This window comes from Brevundimonas vancanneytii (assembly GCF_901421975.1).
In the GTDB taxonomy this organism is placed as follows: Bacteria; Pseudomonadota; Alphaproteobacteria; order Caulobacterales; family Caulobacteraceae; genus Brevundimonas; species Brevundimonas diminuta.
In genome coordinates, this window is sequence record NZ_LR588407.1 from 980134 (window position 1) to 999896 (window position 19763).

The 19763-nt window shown below is 67.2% G+C and carries 17 protein-coding genes; 7 read left to right on the forward strand and 10 right to left on the reverse strand.

What is annotated here, in order from left to right; genetic code table 11:
* Positions 1-51 precede the first annotated feature (51 nt).
* Both FGL25_RS04755 and FGL25_RS04760 read right to left on the reverse strand, forming a co-directional pair.
* Entirely contained in the window at positions 52-2802 is a 2751-nt protein-coding gene (locus tag FGL25_RS04755) for a TonB-dependent receptor (RefSeq protein WP_138141091.1), read from the reverse strand.
* A gap of 346 nt (positions 2803-3148) precedes the next feature.
* Positions 3149-5260 (reverse strand): TonB-dependent receptor domain-containing protein, encoded by a 2112-nt coding sequence (locus tag FGL25_RS04760; RefSeq protein ID WP_252970031.1) that lies wholly within the window; start codon positions 5258-5260, stop codon positions 3149-3151.
* Between the two features lie 141 nt (positions 5261-5401).
* Between FGL25_RS04760 and FGL25_RS04765 the strand changes: the two genes are divergently transcribed.
* Positions 5402-6292 carry a DUF4232 domain-containing protein gene (locus tag FGL25_RS04765; protein WP_138141093.1) on the forward strand — a complete coding sequence of 297 codons (891 nt, stop codon included), beginning with the start codon at positions 5402-5404 and terminating at the stop codon, positions 6290-6292.
* 39 nt (positions 6293-6331) lie between these two features.
* A complete protein-coding gene (locus FGL25_RS04770; RefSeq protein ID WP_252970032.1) occupies positions 6332-7657 on the forward strand; it encodes a glycine C-acetyltransferase in 1326 nt (441 codons plus the stop codon).
* Here FGL25_RS04770 and FGL25_RS04775 read toward each other — a convergent pair.
* From FGL25_RS04775 to FGL25_RS04790, 4 genes are all read right to left on the reverse strand, one after another.
* Positions 7549-8199, reverse strand: a complete 651-nt coding sequence (locus FGL25_RS04775) for an exosortase H-associated membrane protein (protein ID WP_138141094.1) — start codon at positions 8197-8199, stop codon at positions 7549-7551. The two genes, FGL25_RS04770 and FGL25_RS04775, sit on opposite strands and share 109 nt — an antisense overlap.
* Positions 8199-8741 (reverse strand): exosortase H, encoded by a 543-nt coding sequence (gene xrtH / locus FGL25_RS04780; RefSeq protein WP_157677952.1) that lies wholly within the window; start codon positions 8739-8741, stop codon positions 8199-8201. The genes FGL25_RS04775 and xrtH overlap by 1 nt, the downstream gene beginning before the upstream one ends.
* 78 nt (positions 8742-8819) lie before the next feature.
* The gene (locus FGL25_RS04785) at positions 8820-9437 is read right to left on the reverse strand and encodes an IPTL-CTERM sorting domain-containing protein (protein WP_167493285.1); all 618 of its coding nucleotides are present in this window, start codon (positions 9435-9437) and stop codon (positions 8820-8822) included.
* An 80-nt stretch (positions 9438-9517) separates the two neighbouring features.
* On the reverse strand, positions 9518-10132 hold the full coding sequence (locus FGL25_RS04790; protein WP_138141096.1) for an IPTL-CTERM sorting domain-containing protein: 615 nt from the start codon (positions 10130-10132) through the stop codon (positions 9518-9520).
* A 245-nt stretch (positions 10133-10377) separates the two neighbouring features.
* Here FGL25_RS04790 and tdh point away from each other — a divergent pair, with 245 nt between their 5' ends.
* Positions 10378-11424 (forward strand): L-threonine 3-dehydrogenase, encoded by a 1047-nt coding sequence (tdh, locus tag FGL25_RS04795; protein ID WP_088409990.1) that lies wholly within the window; start codon positions 10378-10380, stop codon positions 11422-11424.
* Positions 11425-11538: 114 nt separating this feature from the next.
* Positions 11539-12372, forward strand: a complete 834-nt coding sequence (gene rlmJ, locus FGL25_RS04800) for a 23S rRNA (adenine(2030)-N(6))-methyltransferase RlmJ (protein WP_088409989.1) — start codon at positions 11539-11541, stop codon at positions 12370-12372.
* On the opposite strand, the gene FGL25_RS04805 is transcribed toward rlmJ, so the two are convergent.
* Entirely contained in the window at positions 12369-12704 is a 336-nt protein-coding gene (locus FGL25_RS04805) for an antibiotic biosynthesis monooxygenase family protein (protein ID WP_088409988.1), read from the reverse strand. The genes rlmJ and FGL25_RS04805 overlap by 4 nt on opposite strands.
* Positions 12705-12791: 87 nt before the next feature.
* On the opposite strand from FGL25_RS04805, the gene FGL25_RS04810 reads away from it, so the two are divergent.
* Entirely contained in the window at positions 12792-13490 is a 699-nt protein-coding gene (locus tag FGL25_RS04810) for a type 1 glutamine amidotransferase (protein ID WP_040346849.1), read from the forward strand.
* A 119-nt stretch (positions 13491-13609) separates the two neighbouring features.
* Complete coding sequence (locus FGL25_RS04815) at positions 13610-16087, forward strand: hybrid sensor histidine kinase/response regulator (protein WP_252970033.1); 2478 nt, start codon at positions 13610-13612, stop codon at positions 16085-16087.
* A gap of 9 nt (positions 16088-16096) precedes the next feature.
* On the opposite strand, the gene hemF is transcribed toward FGL25_RS04815, so the two are convergent.
* Complete coding sequence (gene hemF / locus FGL25_RS04820) at positions 16097-16951, reverse strand: oxygen-dependent coproporphyrinogen oxidase (protein WP_415873030.1); 855 nt, start codon at positions 16949-16951, stop codon at positions 16097-16099.
* A 248-nt stretch (positions 16952-17199) separates the two neighbouring features.
* Here hemF and FGL25_RS04825 point away from each other — a divergent pair, with 248 nt between their 5' ends.
* Positions 17200-18477: a dipeptidase gene (locus tag FGL25_RS04825; RefSeq protein ID WP_138141099.1), complete on the forward strand. Its 1278-nt coding sequence runs from the start codon at positions 17200-17202 to the stop codon at positions 18475-18477.
* 22 nt (positions 18478-18499) lie between these two features.
* On the opposite strand, the gene FGL25_RS04830 is transcribed toward FGL25_RS04825, so the two are convergent.
* Positions 18500-19117 (reverse strand): DUF2726 domain-containing protein, encoded by a 618-nt coding sequence (locus tag FGL25_RS04830; protein WP_138141100.1) that lies wholly within the window; start codon positions 19115-19117, stop codon positions 18500-18502.
* 71 nt (positions 19118-19188) lie between these two features.
* Complete coding sequence (locus FGL25_RS04835; protein ID WP_138141101.1) at positions 19189-19644, reverse strand: tRNA (cytidine(34)-2'-O)-methyltransferase; 456 nt, start codon at positions 19642-19644, stop codon at positions 19189-19191.
* Positions 19645-19763: the final 119 nt, after the last annotated feature.

The window sequence follows — 19763 nt, forward strand, 5'->3', positions numbered from 1 at the left end:
GAGGGGGCCGACTAGGCCGCCCTTCCTTCGTTAGCGGCGGTGGTGCGGCCATCAGTACAGGATCTTCCGCAGGCTGATGCGGAACGTGCGGCCCAGCGGGTCGAGGTAGTCGGGCTGATAGGACAGCGGCGTCTCGCCCAGGCCGTCGCGGACCTTCAGGCGCTGGTCGAAGATGTTCTCGACGCCGACGCTGACGCGGGCGCCCTTCAGCCACGGGTAGCGTGACACCAGGCTCTCACGCGACGACAGGTCGGCGAACAGGTTCAGGTTCACCGTCGTCAGGTCCGAGAAGCTCAGGTCGTCGTCCGGCGACGAGCCGCCGTTGATGCGGGTGGATTCCTTCCAGTTGGCGTTCAGGAAGCCGCCCATGCCGCTCTTGAAGGCGCCCATCTGCAGCTGGACTTCATTGCGGGACTGGCCGCCGCGCGCGCCGATGGCGGCGCCGTCCAGCAGGTCGAGCACCGGCAGGCCGTCGCGGATCGTGATCTCATCCTGGATGCGATAGGTGTGATACAGCGAGACGTTGAAGCGCCCCTGGCCAGGCATCATGCCCCCGCCCCGACCGCGTCCGCCGCCAGACTGCATCCGCATTCCGCCGCCAGAGGGCGCGCCGCCCGCGCTGTGACCCCCCGGAGGCGGGCCGCCCTGGACGCGCATGACGGTCGGCGCGCCGCCGCCCGGTCCACGCGAGCCGCCGCCGCTGCGCGCGTTCATGCGGGCCATAGCCGCCGGGTCCGGCTTGCCGAAGGCGGTCGAGAAGTTGAGGCCCCAGCGGATTTCCTGCTGCTCGGCCTTCTGGAAGTTCAGCGGCCGGGCGTCGATCGACACCAGATTGCCGTCCAGGTCGCGCGTGAAGCGCTCGGGTAGTGCGGCTTCCAGTTCAGGCGTGATGGTCGGGAAGGAGGCGATGGAGCCTTCCGTCTCGGTCCGGGTGTAGTTGGCCGTGAAGCGCAGATCCTTGTCCTTCAGCGGGGTCAGGTTGACGCCGAACTTCAGGACGCGCTTGGTCTCTTCGGACAGGTTGGGGTTGCCGCCCTCGATGCGGACGATGTTGACCGACTGGCCGGTGGCGAAGTCATAGACCGGCACGTTCGGGGTCGAGATCGTCGGGTCGTTCAGTTGCGACATCGACGGGGCCTTCTGCTCGTCAGCCCAGCTGGCGGTGAAGTTGACCGGCTCCCACGGCGACCAGTTCAGCCCGACGGTATAGGCCGACAGGCCGCCGAAATCGGACAGGTCTTCGTAGGCCAGGTTTAGGTTGGCCGACAGGTCGCCGAGCGCGCCCAGAACCTCGCGGTCGCGGCTGGCGATGGGCAGGTTGAAGTTGCCCGAGGCGCTGGTGCGGTCGCGCGACAGGGAGCGTTCGGAGAAGACGCTGGCCTGCTGTTCCTCGGAGAAGCGCAGGTTCTCGGAGTCCAGAGACTGGCTGTCGAAGCCGACCTTGAAGGTCGAGGTCAGCGATCCGGCCGGGCCTTCCCAGGCCGTGCCGTTGATGACGCCCTCGACGCTGGTCTTGCTGGAGATGGAGCGTGCGGTGTCGAACGGATTGGTCGGCAACTGGCCCAGGTCGCCGAACGGGTCGATGGTTCCCGCCGTCACGCCCGCCTGAAGGGCGTCGTCGTTGAGGCCTCGGCCGGTGCGGGTCTTGGTCTCGGTGCGGTCGTAGCCGCCGTTCACCGTCCAGCGCCAGTCGCCCAGATAGCCGTCGACCAGGAAGCCCAACTGGCCCGACAGGGTGTCCGTCTGTCGTCCCAGCGCGCCGGGCGCGTCGATATAGCGATGCAGAAGCACGTCGCCGGCGAAGGGCGAATAGGGGCTGGCCGAGGGCAGGGCCAGGCTGAGGCCCGGCAGGCCCAGGTAGGAGAAGCTGGATGCATCCTCCAGTTCGCCGCTGAGCGTCATCGACATGGTCTGGTTCAAGTCGCGCACCAGGGAGCCGGAGATGGAGCTGTTCTCGCGCTTGGGCGACAAGGTGCGATAGGCGGTCAGGTCGTCGGTGCGCGGCCCGACGCCGAAGTCGGACAGGGCGGCGCCGCCCGCTGCGCCCGCCCCGACCGAGGCGGTCGTCACGCCTTGGCCCAGCAGGGCCGACAGGGCGGGGTCGATCTCGCCGCCGCCCGGCGCGGTGACATTGCCCATCAGGTCATAGGGAACGCCCTCGCGGGTGATGTTGCGCTCGGTCTCGAACAGGGGGGTGTCGCGTTCGTATTCCAGGTCCAGCGTCCAGCGCTGCTTGCCCGAGATGCGCAGGATGTTGCTTTCCAGGTCGGTCATGGTGCGGCCGCCCTGGTCGGGACGGCGCGCGCTGGCCTGCATGGTCACGGAGCGGAAGTCGGCCTTCAGCACGAAGTTCACGACCCGCTGATCGGCGCTGTAGCCGTAGGACAGGGCGGTTTCCTCGGGCAGGATCTCGGTGCGCTCGATGGCCTCGGGCGGGATGCCGCGAATCTCGCGAAAGCCCGAGATGCGCCGTCCGTTGACCAGGAAGACCGGCGAGCCGCCGCGCGAACTGCGCGTCACCGGCTCCAGCAGGGTCATCAGCTCTTCGATGCTGCTGGCGCCGTAAGCCTTGATCTGCTCCTCGTCGAGGGTCAGTTCGGGCTCATAGTCGCCCAGGGCCGCGCCGCGCCGGGCGGTAGTGACGGCCGCGAGCGTGCCCAGGTCATAGGCGCCGTCGTCCAGCTCTTCCTGCGGGACCGGGGTGGCGGTCTGGGCAGGCGCGGACTGCGGCGGGGCGGCGGGCGCCGCCGTGTCGGCAGGGGACAGGGAGGCGAGGGCGAACAGCAAGGCGACTGGCGACATGTCGAGTCCTAAAGGCAACCGAAAAACAGGCACGCTCGCGACCGACGCCCTGTCTCGTCGATCGCATCGACTCGATTAAAGAACGATGTGCGCCGAAGGGGGGCGCAATCGCTCTCCTGGATTAAACTCCTGTAATGCGGGGCTTAGTCCTGTTCGAACCGACAGGACTCCAACGGACGAAGGGGCGGAATCCGTCGGATCCCGCCCCTCGTTTTTTGCAATAGCGAAGAAACCTAGACCATTTTCGGTTCAGTCGGATCGACTGAACCCAGAACAATGGTCCAGAATTATCTGGAGCGAATATCTGAGTTTAGTTGGACATGCGTCCAACTAAACCGATTTCGCTCTAGAAGCGGGCGCGCACGCCCACCGTCAGGTTGCGCCCGCGCAGGGGCGCCGTCTCGGCCAGGAAGGAGGCGTGGTTGAAAGCCGTCTCGTCCAGCAGATTGGTCCCGCGCAGGAAGATCTGCGAGCGCACCGGCCCCAGATCGAAGTCATAGGCCACGGTGGCGTTGACCATGTCGTAGCCGGGCGTCTCGGTCTCGAAGGCGGCGATGTCGGTCTGTTTGAAGGTGCGGCTGTACTCCACATCGCCGGACCACGGTCCCTGGAAGGCGGCCAGGCGCACGCCCGCCCGCGCCGCCGGGATGCGAGGCAGGTTCCCGCCGTCGCCCTTCAGCTCGCCCTGGACGTAATCGCCGAACACCGTGCCCGACAGCCACGGGGTGAACTGTTGCGTCAGTTCCCCCTCGATGCCGGTGAAGGTCGCGTCGGCCTGGCTGTAGCGGATCAGGCGGAAGTCCTCATGCTGATCCAGGGTCCGGGCGAAGATGTAGTCGTCATAGACGTAATGATAGGCGCTGACCGAGCCGGTCAGGGCGCCTTCGGTCTTGCGCAGGGTCAGCTCGATCGAATTGGCCGTCTCGACGTCCAGGCTGGAGTCGCCGATCTCATAGGTGTTGGTCGCCAGGTGAACGCCGTCGGCATACAGCTCCTGGGCCGAGGGGGCGCGTTGCGAACGCGACAGCGACACGGCGCCGGACCAGCCGGGGGTGAAGTGCCACACCGCCGCGCCCGAGATGGAGAAAGGCTTGTGCTCGACGTCGGGCAGGCCGACGGCCGAGGCCTCCTGCCATTCCTGGCGCAGGGCGCCTTCCAGGTGCCACAGGCCGATCTCGTATTCCTCCATCACGAACAGGCCGGTGTTCTTGGTCGTGCTGGGGGCCAGGAAGCTTTCCTCGCCGATGGCGGCGAAGTCGCTCTTGCTCAGTTGCAGGCCGACTACGCCGCGGAAGCCGGCGATCTCGCGGTGCTGGGCTTCGATGCGGCCGTCGTAGCCCTTGTTGGTGAAGGTGGTCGAGACGACGCCTTCTTCAAGCTCGCTGTGCTCATAGTCGGTGTAACCGGCGCGCAGACGCACGTTCTCGATGCCCGGCAGCGGGTCGCGCAGTTCGCCGCGCAGGTCGACGCGGCGGCTCTTCAGACGGACCTCGGGGGCGGCGTGGTCGTGGTCGCCCTCATGCTCGTGCCCGTGATCGTCGTCGCCATGATCGTCGTCGTGGCCGTGACCGCCGCAATGCAGATGGTCGCCGTGCGGGTGGCAGTCTTCATATTCATGGCTGTGACCGGCCAGGCCGTAGCGGCTGGTCTGTTCGGTATAGGCCGCGCCCAGATAGCCGCGCGACCCGATCCAGGAGGCGCCCAGCGTCGCCGTTGAGGTTTCGTTGTAGGAGCCGTCCAGACGCGGCTCGTCCCAGCCGGGAACCTTGTAGTCGTCCGACTTGCGCGCGGCCGCCTCGACGCGGACGGCGAAGTTTCCGGCGCCGACCGTCAAGCCGACGACGCCGGCTTCCTCGTCATCGACCGAGCCGCGACGGTATTCGGCCACGCCCTCGCCGCCGTTCGCTGGGACGCGGGTCGGGATCTTCTTGTCCAGCAGGTTGACCGCGCCGCCGATGGCGCCGCCGCCATAGAGCAGGGCCGCCGGGCCGCGCAGGATCTCGACGCCCTCCAGCAGCAGGGGCTCGCCGCTGACCGCGTGGTCGGGCGAAACTTCGGAGGCGTCCATCAGGCCGGCGCCCTCGCTCAGCACCTTGACGCGGGGCGAGGTCTGGCCGCGCACCACCGGGCGGCTGGCGCCGCCGCCGAAGGTGTCGGAGTTGACGCCGGGGATGCTGTTCAGGGTGTCGCCCAGGGTCGACTGACGCCGGTGGACCAGGTCGTCGCCGCTGAGAAGGGCGACGTGCGAGCCGACGTCGTCGCCCGCGCGGCCCAGGGGCAGGGCGCGCACCACGACCTCGTCCACCTCATAGGCCTCGGCGGCGCGGGGGGCGTGATCATGCGGGTCGCCCTGCGACTGACGCTGTACGACGTCTTCGGCGAAAGCGGGCGCAGCCACGCCCAGGCTGGTCAGCGCCGCCGCCCCCGCGGCGGTCAGCAGGAAGGTCCGAAATCGCATGTCACGCATCCCCGTTACAATGATGGGAGGCTTGATATGTTATAGTATATCGTTACGCAACCGCTCCCTGACGATTTGCCGGGGCGGAGCCTTCACAAGCCCTCGACGTTGCAGCAGGGTCGCCGCAGCAAGGGGGCCGCCATGACCAGATCCGCCACGTTCCAGACCATCGCCCTGACCGCCGGATTGGGGCTGCTGGCCGCCGGATGTTCTCGGGAGAAGCCGGCCGAGCCGACCGCGCCGATCGAGCCGCCGACGGACCAGAGCGCAGCCGCCGTCGGCTATGCCTGCGAAAGCGGCAAGACGGTCGTCGTCGCCTATCCCGACGCCCAGACCGCTCGTCTGTCCTACGAAGGAAAGGACTACGCCCTGACCAACGTCGTTGCGGCCAGCGGCGCCCGGTACGCGGGGCAGGGGCTGGAGTGGCATACGGCCAGCCGGGGCGAACTGGAGAGCGGCACGCTGAGCCGCATCGGCCAGACCGGGGGGCGGGGGGATCAGGCGGGCGGCGCCATCATCGAGCGCTGCAGCCGACCGGTCGCCGCCGTGGCGCCGCCGCCGTCGGGCGCGCCGTGCGCCGCCGAGAACCTGCGCCTGGCGGTGGAGGGCGGCGACGCGGGCATGGGTCATCGTCTCACCACCCTGGCGCTGCGGAACACCGGGCCTGACGCCTGCACCATGACGGGCTATCCGTCCGTCAGCCTGCTGGACGGCGAAGGAAAGCTGATGACGGGCGTTCGCGCGGTTCAGGCGCCGGGGAGCTATCTCGCCCAGGGCCGCGCGCCGACGCCGGTGGAAATCCGCCCGCAGCAGGCCGCCTGGTTTGATCTGGCCTGGACCGTCATTCCGCATGAAGACAAGGGCGAGACGACCTGTCCTTCGGCCAAGACGGTGCGCGTGACCGCGCCGGGCGCGGCGACGGCGATCGCCCTGCCGCTGGCCTTTACCCCCTGCGGCGGGCAGGTTGAGGTCAGCCCCCTGCGGCCCGTCGCCGACGCCTCGGCTCAAACTGTTTCAGAGCTCGCAGACTAGGGGTTCAAACCTGCCCGAATTCAGCGTAGCGGAGCAAACATGACCCAAGATATGAACCTGGCCTTCTACGATCGCGTCTCCGCCGAACTGGCTGACATCCACGCCCAGGGGCTGACCAAGCCCGAGCGCGTCATCGCCTCGCGTCAGGGGCCGGTGATCTCCGTCAACGGCCGCGACGTGCTGAACTTCTGCGCCAACAACTATCTGGGGCTGGCGGGCGACGAGCGCGTCACCCAGGCCGGGATCAAGGCGCAGGAAAAATGGGGCGCGGGCACGGCCTCGGTCCGCTTCATCTGCGGTACGCTGGAGATCCACAAGGAGCTGGAACGCGCCATCGCCGACTATCTCGGCTTTGAGGACGCCATCCTGTTCGCCGCCGCCTTTGACGCCAACGGCGGCATCTTCGAGCCCCTGTTTACCGAGGCCGACGCCATCGTCTCGGACAGCCTGAACCACGCCTCCATCATCGACGGGGTGCGCCTGTCGAAGGCCCAGCGTTACCGCTTCGCCAACTCGGACATGGCCGATCTGGAGGCCAAGCTGAAGGAGGCGCGCGCCGGCGGGGCCCGCAACATCATCATCGCCACCGACGGCGCCTTCTCGATGGACGGCTACATCGGCAAGATCGACCAGATCCGCGCCCTGGCTGACCAGTATCAGGCGCTGATCATGGTCGACGACTGCCATGCGACCGGCTTCCTGGGCGACAAGGGCAAGGGCTCGTTTGCGCATTGCGGCGTCGAGGTCGACTTCGTCACCGGCACCTTCGGCAAGGCGCTGGGCGGTGCCATGGGCGGCTTCATCTGCGCCCGGCCGAGCGTGGTGGAACTGCTGAAGCAGCGGGCGCGGCCCTATCTGTTCTCCAACGCCCTGGCGCCCGCCGTCTGCGGCTCGTCGCTGGAGGCCATCCGCATCGCCGCGGGGGATGAGGGCGACAAGTTGCGCGCCCAGCTGTTCGCCAACGCGGCGCGGTTCCGTTCAGCCATGGCCGAGGCGGGCTTCGACCTGCTGCCGGGCGAGCATCCGATCATTCCGGTCATGCTGGGCGACGCCAAGCTGGCGCAGGACATGGCGGCGCGTCTGCTGGAGCTGGGCGTCTACGTCATCGGGTTCAGCTTCCCGTGGTGCCGCGCGGCCAGGCCCGCATCCGCACCCAGATGTCTGCGGCCCACACCTTCGAACAGATCGACGCCGCCGTCGCCGCCTTCACCCAGGCGGGCAAGGAGTTGGGGGTCATCTGATACCCCCAACAGAAGTTACGATTTCAGGCTGTCGTCGGCCATGATGACCGACCGGCCGACGGGGTTGAGCGCCGCCCATAGCACGACCGCAGCGATTAGCGGCGCCACCGACATGCCGATATAGCGGCCGATGATGGCGATCTGAGCCAGGATGGGGTGCAGGGGCGGCTGGTCCAGCGCCTGTCGGGCCCCCGCGCTGGGCGGGGCCAGGGCAGGGTTCAACTGCGCCGCCAGATCGCCCCAGATAAGGGACGCCAGCGACAGGATGAACAGCAGGGTCAGGACCAGGATTGTCACGACTGCCGCCTTGAGCGGACGCGTCGTGCGCGGCGGCGCCGTCAGGAAGGCCAGAGCCAGCGGGAAGCCGAGCAGCAGCCGCCGAATCGACGTCTCCGCCAGGTCATAGTTCACCGGAACGCCGCCGCTGGTCAGGCGCGTGCCGATGATCCAGCCGCCATCGGCGGTCACGCCGATCTCGCCGGATAGGCCGAACATCCGGAAGGCCAGGCCCGCCAGCGGGCGCAGCGCCGCTGCAGCCAGGTCAGCGCCCCAAAGCCACCACGGCGGCAGCAGCAGGACGAACATCCCCAACGACCACAGACCGAAGCGGCGACGCGCGGCCTCTTCCGCCGTTCTGGCGCCCAGGGTTTCGAACCAGGCGGCCATTAGGCGGCGTCCTCAACGATGGTCTTGGGTGCATTGCCGGGCTGTCGGCTCTGCCAGCGGGTCCAGAAGAAGAAAACCAGCAGGCCCTCCAGCCCGATCATCGCGTCCCAGACATAGTGGTGGAAGAACTCGAACAGGGATTCCGACCCGCGCGACAGATACAGCAGGCTGATGATGCGCAGCAGGTTGACCAGTTGCAGGGCGATCACGCCGACGCCGGCGCCGATCAGACCGTCGCGCAGGCGGCCTGGAAACGCCAGGATGGCCGCGATTAGCAGGGCGCAGACCTCGACCGCATTGCAGCCCGCGAGCACCTGAACCGCGCCATGTCCGTCGGAAAAGCGCAGGATGTCGCCTTGCGCCTGAACCCGGGGGTCAAACGGCGCAAGCACGAAGGCGCTGATGTCGACGAGCAACTGGGTAAAGGGCTGAACGAACAGTCGTTCGGCCCAGGGCGTGGCCAGGACGCTGAACAGCGTCACGGCCAGCAGGGCGAACAGGCCCAGATACTGGACGGCAGGCGACTTGAAGAAACGCAGCATGGTGGGGCGCCTGAAGTGCGGGGAGGAAAAGAGCAGGGGCGGACCTGAACGGCCCGCCCCTGCCATTGTCTGATCCGGTCAGACCGTGCGGCGACGCTTGTGAATGGTCAAGGCGGCGAAGCCGCCCAGGGCCGCCGTCAGCAGGATCATCGCCCATTCGGTCAGGGTCGGAACTGGAGCGGGCGGCGTGCCGATGACATAGGTCGGCTGAGTGACCGGGGTGTCTACAACCGGATTATCATTGTCCCGGGTAGTCCTCAGGCCGACGGTGGCATACCTGCCAGCCGTCGCCGTGGTCGTCACCCGCGCCTTGTCGATTGTGATCTCCACGTTGGAGCCGGCAGGAACGATCTCACCGGGGGCAATCCGGAATTGAACCGACTTGCCGCCCCAGAAGGAGCAGATGTCCAACTGGCCTGGCAGCAGAGCGACACCGTCTATCTTGACCGTCGCGTCACCGGCGCAGTCGCCGTTGGTGAAGGTCAGGCCGCCGAACTCGGCCATCAGCAGGTTGGTGTTCTGGCTGGGGGTGTCGAGGTCAGTGGCCGTGGTGTAGCGAATCGTCACGTCGGTCGGTTGGGAGACGCGGCTGTCCGAGAGCGTAACGCTGACATTCGTCAAGGTCCCCGCCATGGCGGCGGTGGCGGCCATCGATAGGGCGGCGACCAACGCGGCTGCGGTGATGGGTTTCTTCATTGCTTGAAAGCCTTGGCAAGGTGGAAAAGGGGCGCAAGCGCCGAGGCGACCCGCGACGGGGCGCCTCAATGATGTGCGGATCAGACGCCCTGACGGCGACGGTGGATGGTCAAGACGGCGAAACCGCCCAAGGCCGCTGTCAGCAGGATCATGGCCCATTCGGTCAGGGTCGGAACCGGGGCGGGCGGCGGCGTGCTGATGAAGTAGGTGGGCTGGGTGGCAGGCGTATCAATCGGGGCGCCGCTGTCCATGGCGGTCCTGAAGGTAGTGGCGCCATAGAGGCCTGACGTCGCCGTGGTGGTGACGCGCGCACTGTCGATAACGATCTCTACATTCGAGCCGGCGGCGACGCTTGCTCCTGCGGCCAGGCGGAACTGGACGTTGTTGCCGCCCCAAACCGAGCATTGGCTCAAAGCGGCCGGCGCCAGGGGCGCCCCATTAACCGTAAAGGTCACATCTGCGCCGCAATCGCCGTCGGTCATCGCCAAGCCGCCGAACGTGGCTATCAGCAGGTTGCGGCGAAGGCTGGGCGCGTCGAGTGTTGTAGCGGTGGTGTAGCGGATGGTCACGTCCGTCGGCCGCGATACGCGGCTGTCCGAAAGGCTAACGGAGACGTTGGTCAGGACGCCAGCCGAGGCTGCGTTGGCCGCGAGGACTACGGTGGCGCCGACTAGGGCGGCGATCGTCTTTTTCATGAGTTTTGCTGGAGGTTAGGTCTGAAACCACGTCGAGACCATCTCGCCGTCGGCTCTGGAATCGCCGCTAGCTGATTCGCGTTCTTATAGCCAAGCTTGTTTGAACCGGATTATCTCATTTCGTTACAGTTGGGGGCCGCGGGCGAACGCATGACGCCGCTGATCCCGCCGCGAGGCGCATGAACCGCTTGCGGTCCAGGCCAAGGCGGCCTAGCGGCTGCATCTAAGTAACGGGAGCACCCACCATGACCGACACCATGAAGGCCCTGGCCAAGACGAAACCGGCCGAGGGGCTGGAGCTGATCGACGCCCCGATCCCCGTGGCGGGCGACGAGGACGTGCTGATCAAGGTGCACCGCACCGCCGTCTGCGGCACCGACATCCACATCTGGAACTGGGACGAGTGGTCCCAGAAGAACGTGCCCGTGCCGATGATCACCGGCCACGAGTTCGCCGGCGAGATCGTCGCCATCGGCAAGGACGTGGATCGCCGCCTCAAGGTCGGCCAGCGCGTCTCGGCCGAGGGGCACGTCATCGACCTGAACTCCGAAGCGGCCCGCGCCGGTCACTTCCACCTGGACCCCGACACGCGCGGCATCGGCGTGAACCGCCAGGGCGCCTTCGCCGAATATGTGGTGGCCCCGGCCTTCAACGTCATCGAGCTGCCGGACGACGTGCCCTATGAGATCGGCTCGATCCTGGACCCGTTCGGCAACGCCGTGCACACGGCGCAGCAGTTCGACCTCCTGGGCGAGGACGTGCTGGTCACGGGCGCCGGTCCCATCGGCATGATGGCCGCCGCCGTGGCGCGCCATGCGGGCGCCCGCACTGTGGTCCTGACCGATATCAACGACTTCCGCCTGGAACTTGCGCAGAAGGTCGCGCCGGGCGTGCGCACGGTGAACACCACCAAGGAAGATCTGCGCGACGTCATGCACGAACTGGGCCTGAAGGTCGGCTTCGATGTGGCGCTGGAGATGTCGGGGTCGCCCGTCGCCTTCAAGCAGTGCGTCGACACCCTGATCATGGGCGGCGGCATGGCCCTTCTGGGCATTCCGTCCAAGCCGATGGAGACGGACTGGGGCGCGATCATCCTGAAGGCCCTGACCATCAAGGGCGTCTATGGGCGTGAGATGTTCACCACCTGGCGCAAGATGCTGGGCCTGCTGAAGGCCGGTCTGGACCTGACGCCGCTGATCACCCACCAGATGCCGTATCAGGACTTCGAGGCGGGCTTCGAGGCCATGAAGTCGGGCAAGTCGGGCAAGGTCGTCCTGAACTGGGCTGACTGATCGAAGTCTGATGCGAGGCCAAGGCCCCCTGTCCGCAAGGCAGGGGGCCTTTTTCGTATCAGAGCGCTGGGGATGCGGGCTTGACCCCGCGCTCGCCGCGAGAGACGAGCGGGCATGAATTATCGTCACAGCTTTCACGCCGGAAACTTCGCCGATCTGGTCAAGCACGCCCTGGTGCTGTGGCTGTTGAAGGAGCGGCAGGCGCGAACCGACGCCTTGGGCCCGGTCGCCGTGCTGGACACCCATGCGGGCGCGGGCCTCTACGACCTGTCGGGCGATGCCGTCCGCTCGCGCGAGGCCGAGGCCGGGGTGGCGCGGCTGATGACCGCCGAGGCGCGGCCGCCGCTGATCGAGGCGCTGGCGGCGGAAGTCGCGGCGCTGAACCCGCAGGGCGGGGTGCGGTTCTATCCCGGCTCGCCGGTGTTGACGGCGCGGGCCTTGCGGCCTGAGGATTCCTATCGCGGCTTCGAGCTGAATCCGCCGGTCGAGGCCCTGTTGCGCGAGGCGCTGGCGCCCTGGCCCAACGCTGTGGGGCAGGCGGGCGACGGCTATGAGGAGGCGGTGCGTGCGGCGCGGGGGCTGAAGGCGCCGCTGGTGATGATCGATCCGCCGTTCGAGCGGCCCGACGACTATGTCCGCTCGGCCGAAACGGCGGCGGCGGTGTTGCGCGCCGATCCGACGGCCTGCGTGGCGATCTGGACGCCGCTGAAGGATCTGGAGACCTTTGACGGCTTCATCCGGCGGCTGGAGCAGGCGGGGCTGTCGCGGGTGCTGGTGGCCGAGGCGCGGCTGCGTCCGCTGAACAATCCGATGAAGATGAACGGCTGCGCCATGACGGTGGTCAACGCCCCCTCGGGCGCAGAGGCGGCGGCGGCTGAAATCTGCGGCTGGACGGTTCAGGCGCTGGGCGACGCGGGCGGTCGGGCCGAGGTCTGGCGGGCGGGCTAGGCCTGGATGACCTCGCCCGGCTCATAGAGGTGCGGCTCGAAGGTCGCGATGGCCAGGATCGGCCCCATGGCCGCGACAATCCGAGGATGGCGGGTCATGGCCTTCCAGGCGTCGGCGTCGGCCCAGACGGCGTGATTGGCCGCCACGCGACCGTTCAATCCGCGATGCAGGGTGCCCGAGACGAAGCCGGGCAGGGCGGTCTGAATACGCACCAGATCCGCCAGACGCTCCATCAGTTCGTCCTGATGGGGCGCATTGCACTTGAAGACATTGATCAGGACGACCAGGTCTTCAAGCGGCGCATCGGCCGGGGCGTCGGCGGAAGAAGGCATGGGCGGTTCGTCTCATTGCTTTGTTCTTTCTTCTACCGCAATCCGGCCGCTGAGGCTTCCTTCACCGCCGTCGATCAAGTGGATTTCATGACCGCCATCGCCATCCTCGAAACCGGTCGCCCGCCTGCCCATTTGGCCGAGGCGTTCGGCGACTACACCGCCCAGTTCCGCGCCATGCTGGGCGAGGGCGCGACCACCCATCGCTTCGACGTTCAGGCGGGCGAACTCCCCGAGGATCCGTCGGCCTTCGCCGGGACGATCGTCACCGGATCGGCGGCGGGCGTCTATGAAGACCTGCCTTGGATCGAGCCGCTGTCCGCCTGGCTGCGCGAGGCGCGAGGCAAGACGCGGTTGGTGGGCGTGTGCTTCGGCCACCAGATCCTGGCTCACGCCTTCGGCGGCCGGGTCGAGAAGTCCGACAAGGGGTGGGGCGTCGGCTTGCACCGCTATGACGTGCTGAGCGACGAGGCCTGGATGACGCCGACGGCGGCGACCATCGCCATTCCCGTGTCGCACCAGGATCAGGTCGTGGCCGCGCCCGCCGATGCGCGGGTGCTGATCTCCAGCGCGTTCACGCCCTATGCGGGCCTGGCCTGGGGGCAGGACGCCATCAGCTTCCAGTGCCACCCCGAGTTCGATCCGGCCTTCGCCGCGCGCCTGACCGAGGGGCGGCGGGGACGCATCGACGACGCCCTGGTCGATCAGGCCCACGCCACCCTGGCCGAGCCGAACGACCGCGCCGTCCTGGCCGACTGGATCCGCGCCTATCTGGGCGTGTCGGCCTGAAGGGCGCTGCTGGCGTGGCGCGCTTCGTCGAACGGCGCTAAGTCTTAGGCAACTTTCGCAGGACTAGGGTCGCGAGGATGTCTTCCATACGCCTCAAGACCTTTGTTCGCGCGCCCTTGATGGCGGTCGCCGTGATGGCGGTCGCCGAGCCCGCCATGGCCAAGGCGGTGCAGAGCGCCGAACTGGCGCGTGCGGTCGAACAGCGCGCCTCCCGTACGGATTTCGCGGCGCTGGAAGCTTTCGGCCTGGCGGCGATGAAACGCCGTGACCGCGAGGGGCTGAACCGGCTGTATCATGTCGCCTGGACGGTTCTGAACCAGGGCGATTTCGAGCGAGCGGCTATTTGGAACAAGCGCCTGGAGACGCAGGCGCGCGCCCAGAACGACCAGCGCTACCTGGCCATTGCGCGACTGAACGCACTGACCATCCGCTATGACCAGGGCGACCTGTCGGTAGAAGAGGAGATGGCGCGCACGGCCCGGACCTCGCGCGATTGGTTCGTCATGGCCCATGCGGCCCGCTTGAGCGCCCTGGCCTTGATGGATCAGGACCGGGTAGGCGAAGGCCTGCGCCTGCTGACGACGGTCGAGGCGGAGATTCCGGCTCACGACCCCTATGCCGCCACCGCTCGCGCCGGCGTGTGGGAAATGACGGGCATGGGCTTGATGAAGCTCAGCGACGTGGCGGGCGCCGCCGCCGCCTTTCGTCGTTTTGAGATCGACGATTCCAACCCCGATTACCCGCGCCCTGATTTCGACAGCCTCTATAATCTGGCGCGCATGGCGATTCAGGTCGGGGATTTGCCGAACGCAGAACTCTATTACGCGGCGCACCACCGCTTAAGCCAGCGCGCCAATCTGGAAAGCCTCAGCGCCTATGACGCCGCTCTATGCGCAGCCGTGGCCGATGCACGACGGGATTCGCGCGGGGTGCTGGACTGTCTGGCTCCGCACGAAGCCCTGATAGACGGCAAGGCCTTTCTGGCGCTGGACATTCTGCCGGCGCGCGGCGTGGCGCGGGCGCGGCTGGGCGATCTGGCGGGCGCGCGTCGCGATCTGGAGCGCCTGCGCGACCTGGCGCCGGAAGGGGCGGTCGATCCGACCGAGCGCCTGCTTGAGGCTGAACTCCTCTTCGGCTCAGGCCGGCCGCGCGAGGGGTTCGAGATCTTGCGCGAGTATCAGCGTGAGCGCGACCTGCACCTGTCCCGCCGCTTCAGCGCGGGCATCCATCAGGTGACGGGCGACATGCAGCAGCAACTGGCCGAGCGGCGTCGTCAGCTCGAGACCGCACGCGCCAACACCCAGCTGCAGCAGGCGGTGATCCGGGGTCAGAACTGGATTCTGGCCATCAGCCTGGTTTTCGTCCTGTCGGTGCTGCTGGTGCTGCTGTGGCAGAGGCGACAGTCGCGGCGTCTGAAGAAGGCGCAGCTTCACGCCGAGGCGGCGAACCGCGCCAAGAGCGAGTTTCTGGCCAATATGAGCCATGAGATCCGCACGCCCCTGAACGGGGTGGTGGCCATGGCCGAGGTTCTGACGACGCGTGATCTGCCGGAGAGGGATCGCGAACTGGTCGACATCATCCGTTCGTCGGGGGTCACTCTGGAGCGGCTGCTGTCGGACATTCTGGACGTCGCCCGCATCGAGTCGGGCCAAGTGGCGATCGAGCCGGCGCCCTTTGACCTGGAGCAGGTGACGCGCGATGTGGTCGCACTGTGGGCGCCGCTGGCTCTGGGCAAGGGCGTCGAGCTGCGGCTGGACTATGATCCGACCTTGCCCCGTCGGGTCATCGGTGATGCGGTGCGGCTGCGTCAGGTGCTGACCAATCTCATCAGCAATGCGTTGAAATTCACCCAGGAAGGCGCGGTGACGCTGGAGGCCGTGCAGGGCGAAGGGGAACGCGTGCGCTTCACGGTCACGGATACGGGCATCGGCTTCGACGCCGAGTTCAAGTCGCGCATCTTTCATCGCTTCCAGCAGGAGGACGGCTCCATCACCCGTCAGTTCGGCGGCAGCGGCCTGGGGCTGGCCATTTCGGATGATCTGGTGCGGCTGATGGGCGGCGAGTTGGACTGCGAGTCTCCGCCGCAGGGCGGCGCGCGCTTCTGGTTCGATCTGCCGTTGCCGCCGGTCGAGGGCGCAGAGGATGAGTTTGAAGCGGCTCCAGTTCCGCCTGCCGCTCTGCCGCGTGCGGATCGCTCAGGCGCGCCGCGCGTGCTGCTGGCGGACGACCACCCGGCCAACCGCAAGGTGGTCGAGGTCATGCTCGAGCCTCTGGGGGTCGCGCTGACGACGGTGGAGGACGGAGCTCAAGCCCTGGCCGCCTTCCGCGAGGGAGGCTTCGACCTGGTGCTGATGGACATGCAGATGCCGGTCATGGACGGCCTGACCGCGACGGCCGAGATGCGCGCCCATGAGCGTTGCACAGGCGCCGAGCCGACGCCGATCCTGATGCTGACCGCGAACGCCATGAGCGAACATGTCGAGGCCAGCCGTCGCGCGGGCGCCGACGGCCATCTGACCAAGCCGCTCAGCGTGGCGGGCCTGACCAGGGCCGTTGCAGAGGCCCTGGACCGGGCGAACGATCAGGTTTCGGCTTGAGCCGTCGCTCTATGGCCACTTCACCACGGGGGGCATGGAGCTGAGGATCGACTCGACGTTGCCGCCGGTCTTCAGCCCGAACATGGTGCCGCGGTCGTAGAGCAGGTTGAACTCGACGTAGCGGCCGCGACGGATCAACTGTTCCTCGCGCTCCGCCTCGGTCCAGGGCTCGTGCATCCGGCGGGCGACAATCTCAGAATAGACCTTGAGGAAGGCCTCGCCGACCGCCTGGGTGAAGGCGAAGTCCTTCTCCCAGTCGCCGCTGTCGTGGTGGTCGTAGAAGATGCCGCCGGTGCCGCGCGGTTCATTGCGGTGGGGCAGGAAGAAATACTCGTCGCACCATTGCTTGTATTTGGCGTGCCATGCCGGGTCGAAGGCGTCGCAGGCGCCCTTCATGGCGGCGTGGAAATCGACGGTGTCGGGGTGATCGTCGCGACGGTCCGCATCCAGCACGGGCGTCAGGTCGCCGCCGCCGCCGAACCAGGTCTTGGTCGTCGAGATCAGGCGGGTGTTCATGTGCACGGCAGGCACGCGCGGGCTGACCGGATGGCAGATCAGGCTGATGCCGGTGGCGTAGAAGCGCGGGTCTTCCTCGGCGCCGGGCACGTTCTTGGCGTAGTCGGCGGGGAAGGTTCCGTGGACGGTCGAGCAGTGGACGCCGACCTTTTCGAACAGGCGGCCGCTCATCATGCCCATGACGCCGCCGCCGCCTTCCTTGCGGTCCCAGGGCGTGCGGACGAAACGGCCGGGCTCTCCGGCGAACAGTTCGGCGGGGGCGGCGTCTTCCAGCGCCTCGAAACCGGCGTGGATATTGTCGCGCAGGGTCTCGAACCAGACGCGGGCGCGCTCGCGGCGCTCAATCATCAGGGCGGGGTCAGCTTGGATCATGAGGGCTTCAACCATGACGCGGCCTTTCTGAACAGTCCGGCGGGGTGCGCGGATGCGAGCCTGATGCCGCAGCGCGGGCGAGGGGGCCTTGATCCAGATCACAAGGCGCGGCGCAAACGATGCCTACGGACGGTTCCCACGGCGTCGCGCATGTGCCAGCGTGCGGCGCCCGTAAAGCGGCGCCGTGGGGCGACCGGGCGGGTCTGTAGCTCAGAGGGGAAATCATGATCCGCATCGCCTTGCGCGCCAGCCTGCTGGCCGCCGCCTCCGTCGCCGTTCTGGCGGGACCGGTTCTGGCTAAAACGTCTCAGCCTCAAGAGGCGCGCGTGATGCAGATTTTGAAGCGCACGCCCCTGATCGACGGGCACAACGATTTGCCGTGGGCGCTGCGTCAGGGCTTCGGGAATGATCCGCACGGCGTTGATCTGAATGCGAATCTGTCGACGTCGACGCGCCTGCATACGGATATTCCGCGTCTGCGCGCCGGGGGCGTGGGCGGTCAGTTCTGGTCGGTCTATGTCCCCGCCAGCATGGCGCCGGTCGACGCCGCCAAGGCCACCTTCGAGCAGATCGACACGGTGAAGCGCATCGTCGCCGCCCATCCCGAGACCTTCGAGATCGCCACCACGGCCGACGACCTGGTCCGCATCCACCGCGCGGGCAAGATCGCCAGCCTGATCGGCATGGAGGGCGGCTATTCGATCGACGACTCTCTGGGCCTGCTGCGCGAGTTCTACGATTCGGGCGCGCGCTACATGACGCTGACCCACTCCAAGAGCACGACCTGGGCCGACAGCGGCACGGACGCGCCCAAGTGGAACGGTCTGAACGCCTTCGGCGAAGACGTGGTCCGCGAGATGAACCGTCTGGGCATGATGGTCGATCTCAGCCACGTATCCGAGGCCACCATGGTCGACGCCATTCGCGTGTCCGAGGCGCCGGTGATCTTCTCCCACTCTTCGGCGCGGGCGGTGACGGCTCATCCGCGCAACGTGCCTGACGCCGTGCTGCGCCAGATGGCGGGCAACGGCGGCATCGTCATGGTGACGTTCGTGCCGGGCTTCGTCAGCGAGGCCGTGCGGGCTGCGGGCGCCGCGCGCGGCGCGGAGACGACGCGGCTGACGGCCCTCAACCCCGGCGATCCCGCTGCGGTCAAGGCGGGCATGGACGCCTGGAACGCCGCCAACCCGGCGCCCAAGGCGACGATGGAGGACGTCATCGCCCACATCCAGCACGTCCGCGACGTGGCGGGGATCGACCACGTGGGCCTGGGCGGCGACTATGACGGCGTGGACAGCCTGCCGGTCGGCCTGGAGGGCGTGGACGGCTATCCGCGCCTGCTGGCCGAACTGATGCGTCGCGGCTGGAGCGAGGCCGACATCCGCAAGATCTCGGGCGAGAACCTGCTGCGCGTCATGCGCGCGGTGGAGCGCGTGGCGGCCTCGAAGAGCGCCGAGCGGCCGAGCCTGGCCAAACTGCCGAACGACGGCGCGCCGGAGTAAGGCTCAGGCTAGGACAAGGCGATCAGGCCGGCTCGTCGGCAGGCGTTCTGCGCCGGACGAGCCGGTCGATTTCGAAGGCCAGTTCTTCGGGAGCATGCCCGGAACGAATTTCCAGGAACTCGATACCGGCACGTCGGAGAGCTTCTCGTTTCACGGCGTCGCGGGCGGCGGCCGTGCCTTGATAGTGGCCTGAGCCCTGGTATTCGACCGCGGCGATCGGCAGACCGTCCCTGGCGATGATCAGCATGTCGACCCGCTTGCTGTTCACGGCCTGAAATGCGTTCGTATCCGTGGAACCCAGAACCTCACCGAGCGAGACTTGGGCCATGACGCGCCAACCGAGCGGGTGCTTGGCCAAGCCGCGCTCCAAGGCGTAGAAGACGCGCGCTTCCTGTCGCGACATCAATCGTTTGGCGTAAAACTCAGCCTTCATGACCGTCGCCAGCTGATCTGTGGCGGGGTTTCGAGGCGTGGGAAAGACCTTGACTGCGGTCGTCGACGGTTTGGTTCGGCGCCGCCCGCGGCGTTTCATGGCGTCAGCCGCGCCCAACCCGATCAGAAAACCTGCGAGAAGGGCGAACGCCAACAATAAAGGCAGTTGGTCCGGCGTGGTAAGCTTAAGCCACAGGGATTGCATCATGGTCTCCGCTATTGCGGATCGACGTTATGCCTGTGCGGGTTGGCGTGAACTGAACGGCTTTAGTTAATCGCTCAACGCCTCGGCAGTTCGTTCATCTGCCGCAACGCCTCATGCAGGCCGATTCCGGCGCTGACCGACAGGTTCAGCGACCGGGTTTCCGGTCGGATGGGGATGTAGATTCGCGCATCCGCCGCCGCATGGACGTAGTCGGGCGAACCGGCGCTCTCCTTGCCGAACAACAGAACGTCATCGGGCCGGAAAACGAAATCCGTCAGGGGTTGGGCCGCGCGCGTGGTGAACAGCACCAGCCGTCCCGGCGCCCGGTCGCGCTGGAAAGCGTCCCAGTCCGCATGGCGCGTCATATGGGACAGCGAGCCGTAATCCAGCGCCGCGCGCTTCATCGCACGATCGTCGAAATTGAAGCTGGTGGGCTCGATGACGTGCAATTCCACGCCGAAACAGGCGCTCAGACGGATGCAGGCGCCGACATTATGGGGGATGTCAGGTTGAAAAAGGGCGAGACGCATTCTAAGGCCCTCATACGCGCGGGGCGGGGCCTTGTCGCGGCTTTTGTTGCGACTGTTTCGCAAATCGCTTTCGCGACTTGTCAGGAACAGCTGAAACCAAGGCCGGACGGGCAGGGGTT

Excerpts from the sequence above, each read along its gene's own strand:
- FGL25_RS04755 (WP_138141091.1), bottom strand. The coding sequence starts at position 2,802 with ATGTCGCCAGTCGCCTTGCTGTTCGCCCTCGCCTCCCTGTCCCCTGCC.
- FGL25_RS04760 (WP_252970031.1), bottom strand. The coding sequence starts at position 5,260 with ATGCGATTTCGGACCTTCCTGCTGACCGCCGCGGGGGCGGCGGCGCTG.
- FGL25_RS04765 (WP_138141093.1), top strand. The coding sequence starts at position 5,402 with ATGACCAGATCCGCCACGTTCCAGACCATCGCCCTGACCGCCGGATTG.
- FGL25_RS04770 (WP_252970032.1), top strand. The coding sequence starts at position 6,332 with ATGACCCAAGATATGAACCTGGCCTTCTACGATCGCGTCTCCGCCGAA.
- FGL25_RS04775 (WP_138141094.1), bottom strand. The coding sequence starts at position 8,199 with ATGGCCGCCTGGTTCGAAACCCTGGGCGCCAGAACGGCGGAAGAGGCC.
- xrtH (WP_157677952.1), bottom strand. The coding sequence starts at position 8,741 with ATGCTGCGTTTCTTCAAGTCGCCTGCCGTCCAGTATCTGGGCCTGTTC.
- FGL25_RS04785 (WP_167493285.1), bottom strand. The coding sequence starts at position 9,437 with ATGAAGAAACCCATCACCGCAGCCGCGTTGGTCGCCGCCCTATCGATG.
- FGL25_RS04790 (WP_138141096.1), bottom strand. The coding sequence starts at position 10,132 with ATGAAAAAGACGATCGCCGCCCTAGTCGGCGCCACCGTAGTCCTCGCG.
- tdh (WP_088409990.1), top strand. The coding sequence starts at position 10,378 with ATGACCGACACCATGAAGGCCCTGGCCAAGACGAAACCGGCCGAGGGG.
- rlmJ (WP_088409989.1), top strand. The coding sequence starts at position 11,539 with ATGAATTATCGTCACAGCTTTCACGCCGGAAACTTCGCCGATCTGGTC.
- FGL25_RS04805 (WP_088409988.1), bottom strand. The coding sequence starts at position 12,704 with ATGCCTTCTTCCGCCGACGCCCCGGCCGATGCGCCGCTTGAAGACCTG.
- FGL25_RS04810 (WP_040346849.1), top strand. The coding sequence starts at position 12,792 with ATGACCGCCATCGCCATCCTCGAAACCGGTCGCCCGCCTGCCCATTTG.
- FGL25_RS04815 (WP_252970033.1), top strand. The coding sequence starts at position 13,610 with ATGGCGGTCGCCGTGATGGCGGTCGCCGAGCCCGCCATGGCCAAGGCG.
- hemF (WP_415873030.1), bottom strand. The coding sequence starts at position 16,951 with ATGATTGAGCGCCGCGAGCGCGCCCGCGTCTGGTTCGAGACCCTGCGC.
- FGL25_RS04825 (WP_138141099.1), top strand. The coding sequence starts at position 17,200 with ATGATCCGCATCGCCTTGCGCGCCAGCCTGCTGGCCGCCGCCTCCGTC.
- FGL25_RS04830 (WP_138141100.1), bottom strand. The coding sequence starts at position 19,117 with ATGATGCAATCCCTGTGGCTTAAGCTTACCACGCCGGACCAACTGCCT.
- FGL25_RS04835 (WP_138141101.1), bottom strand. The coding sequence starts at position 19,644 with ATGCGTCTCGCCCTTTTTCAACCTGACATCCCCCATAATGTCGGCGCC.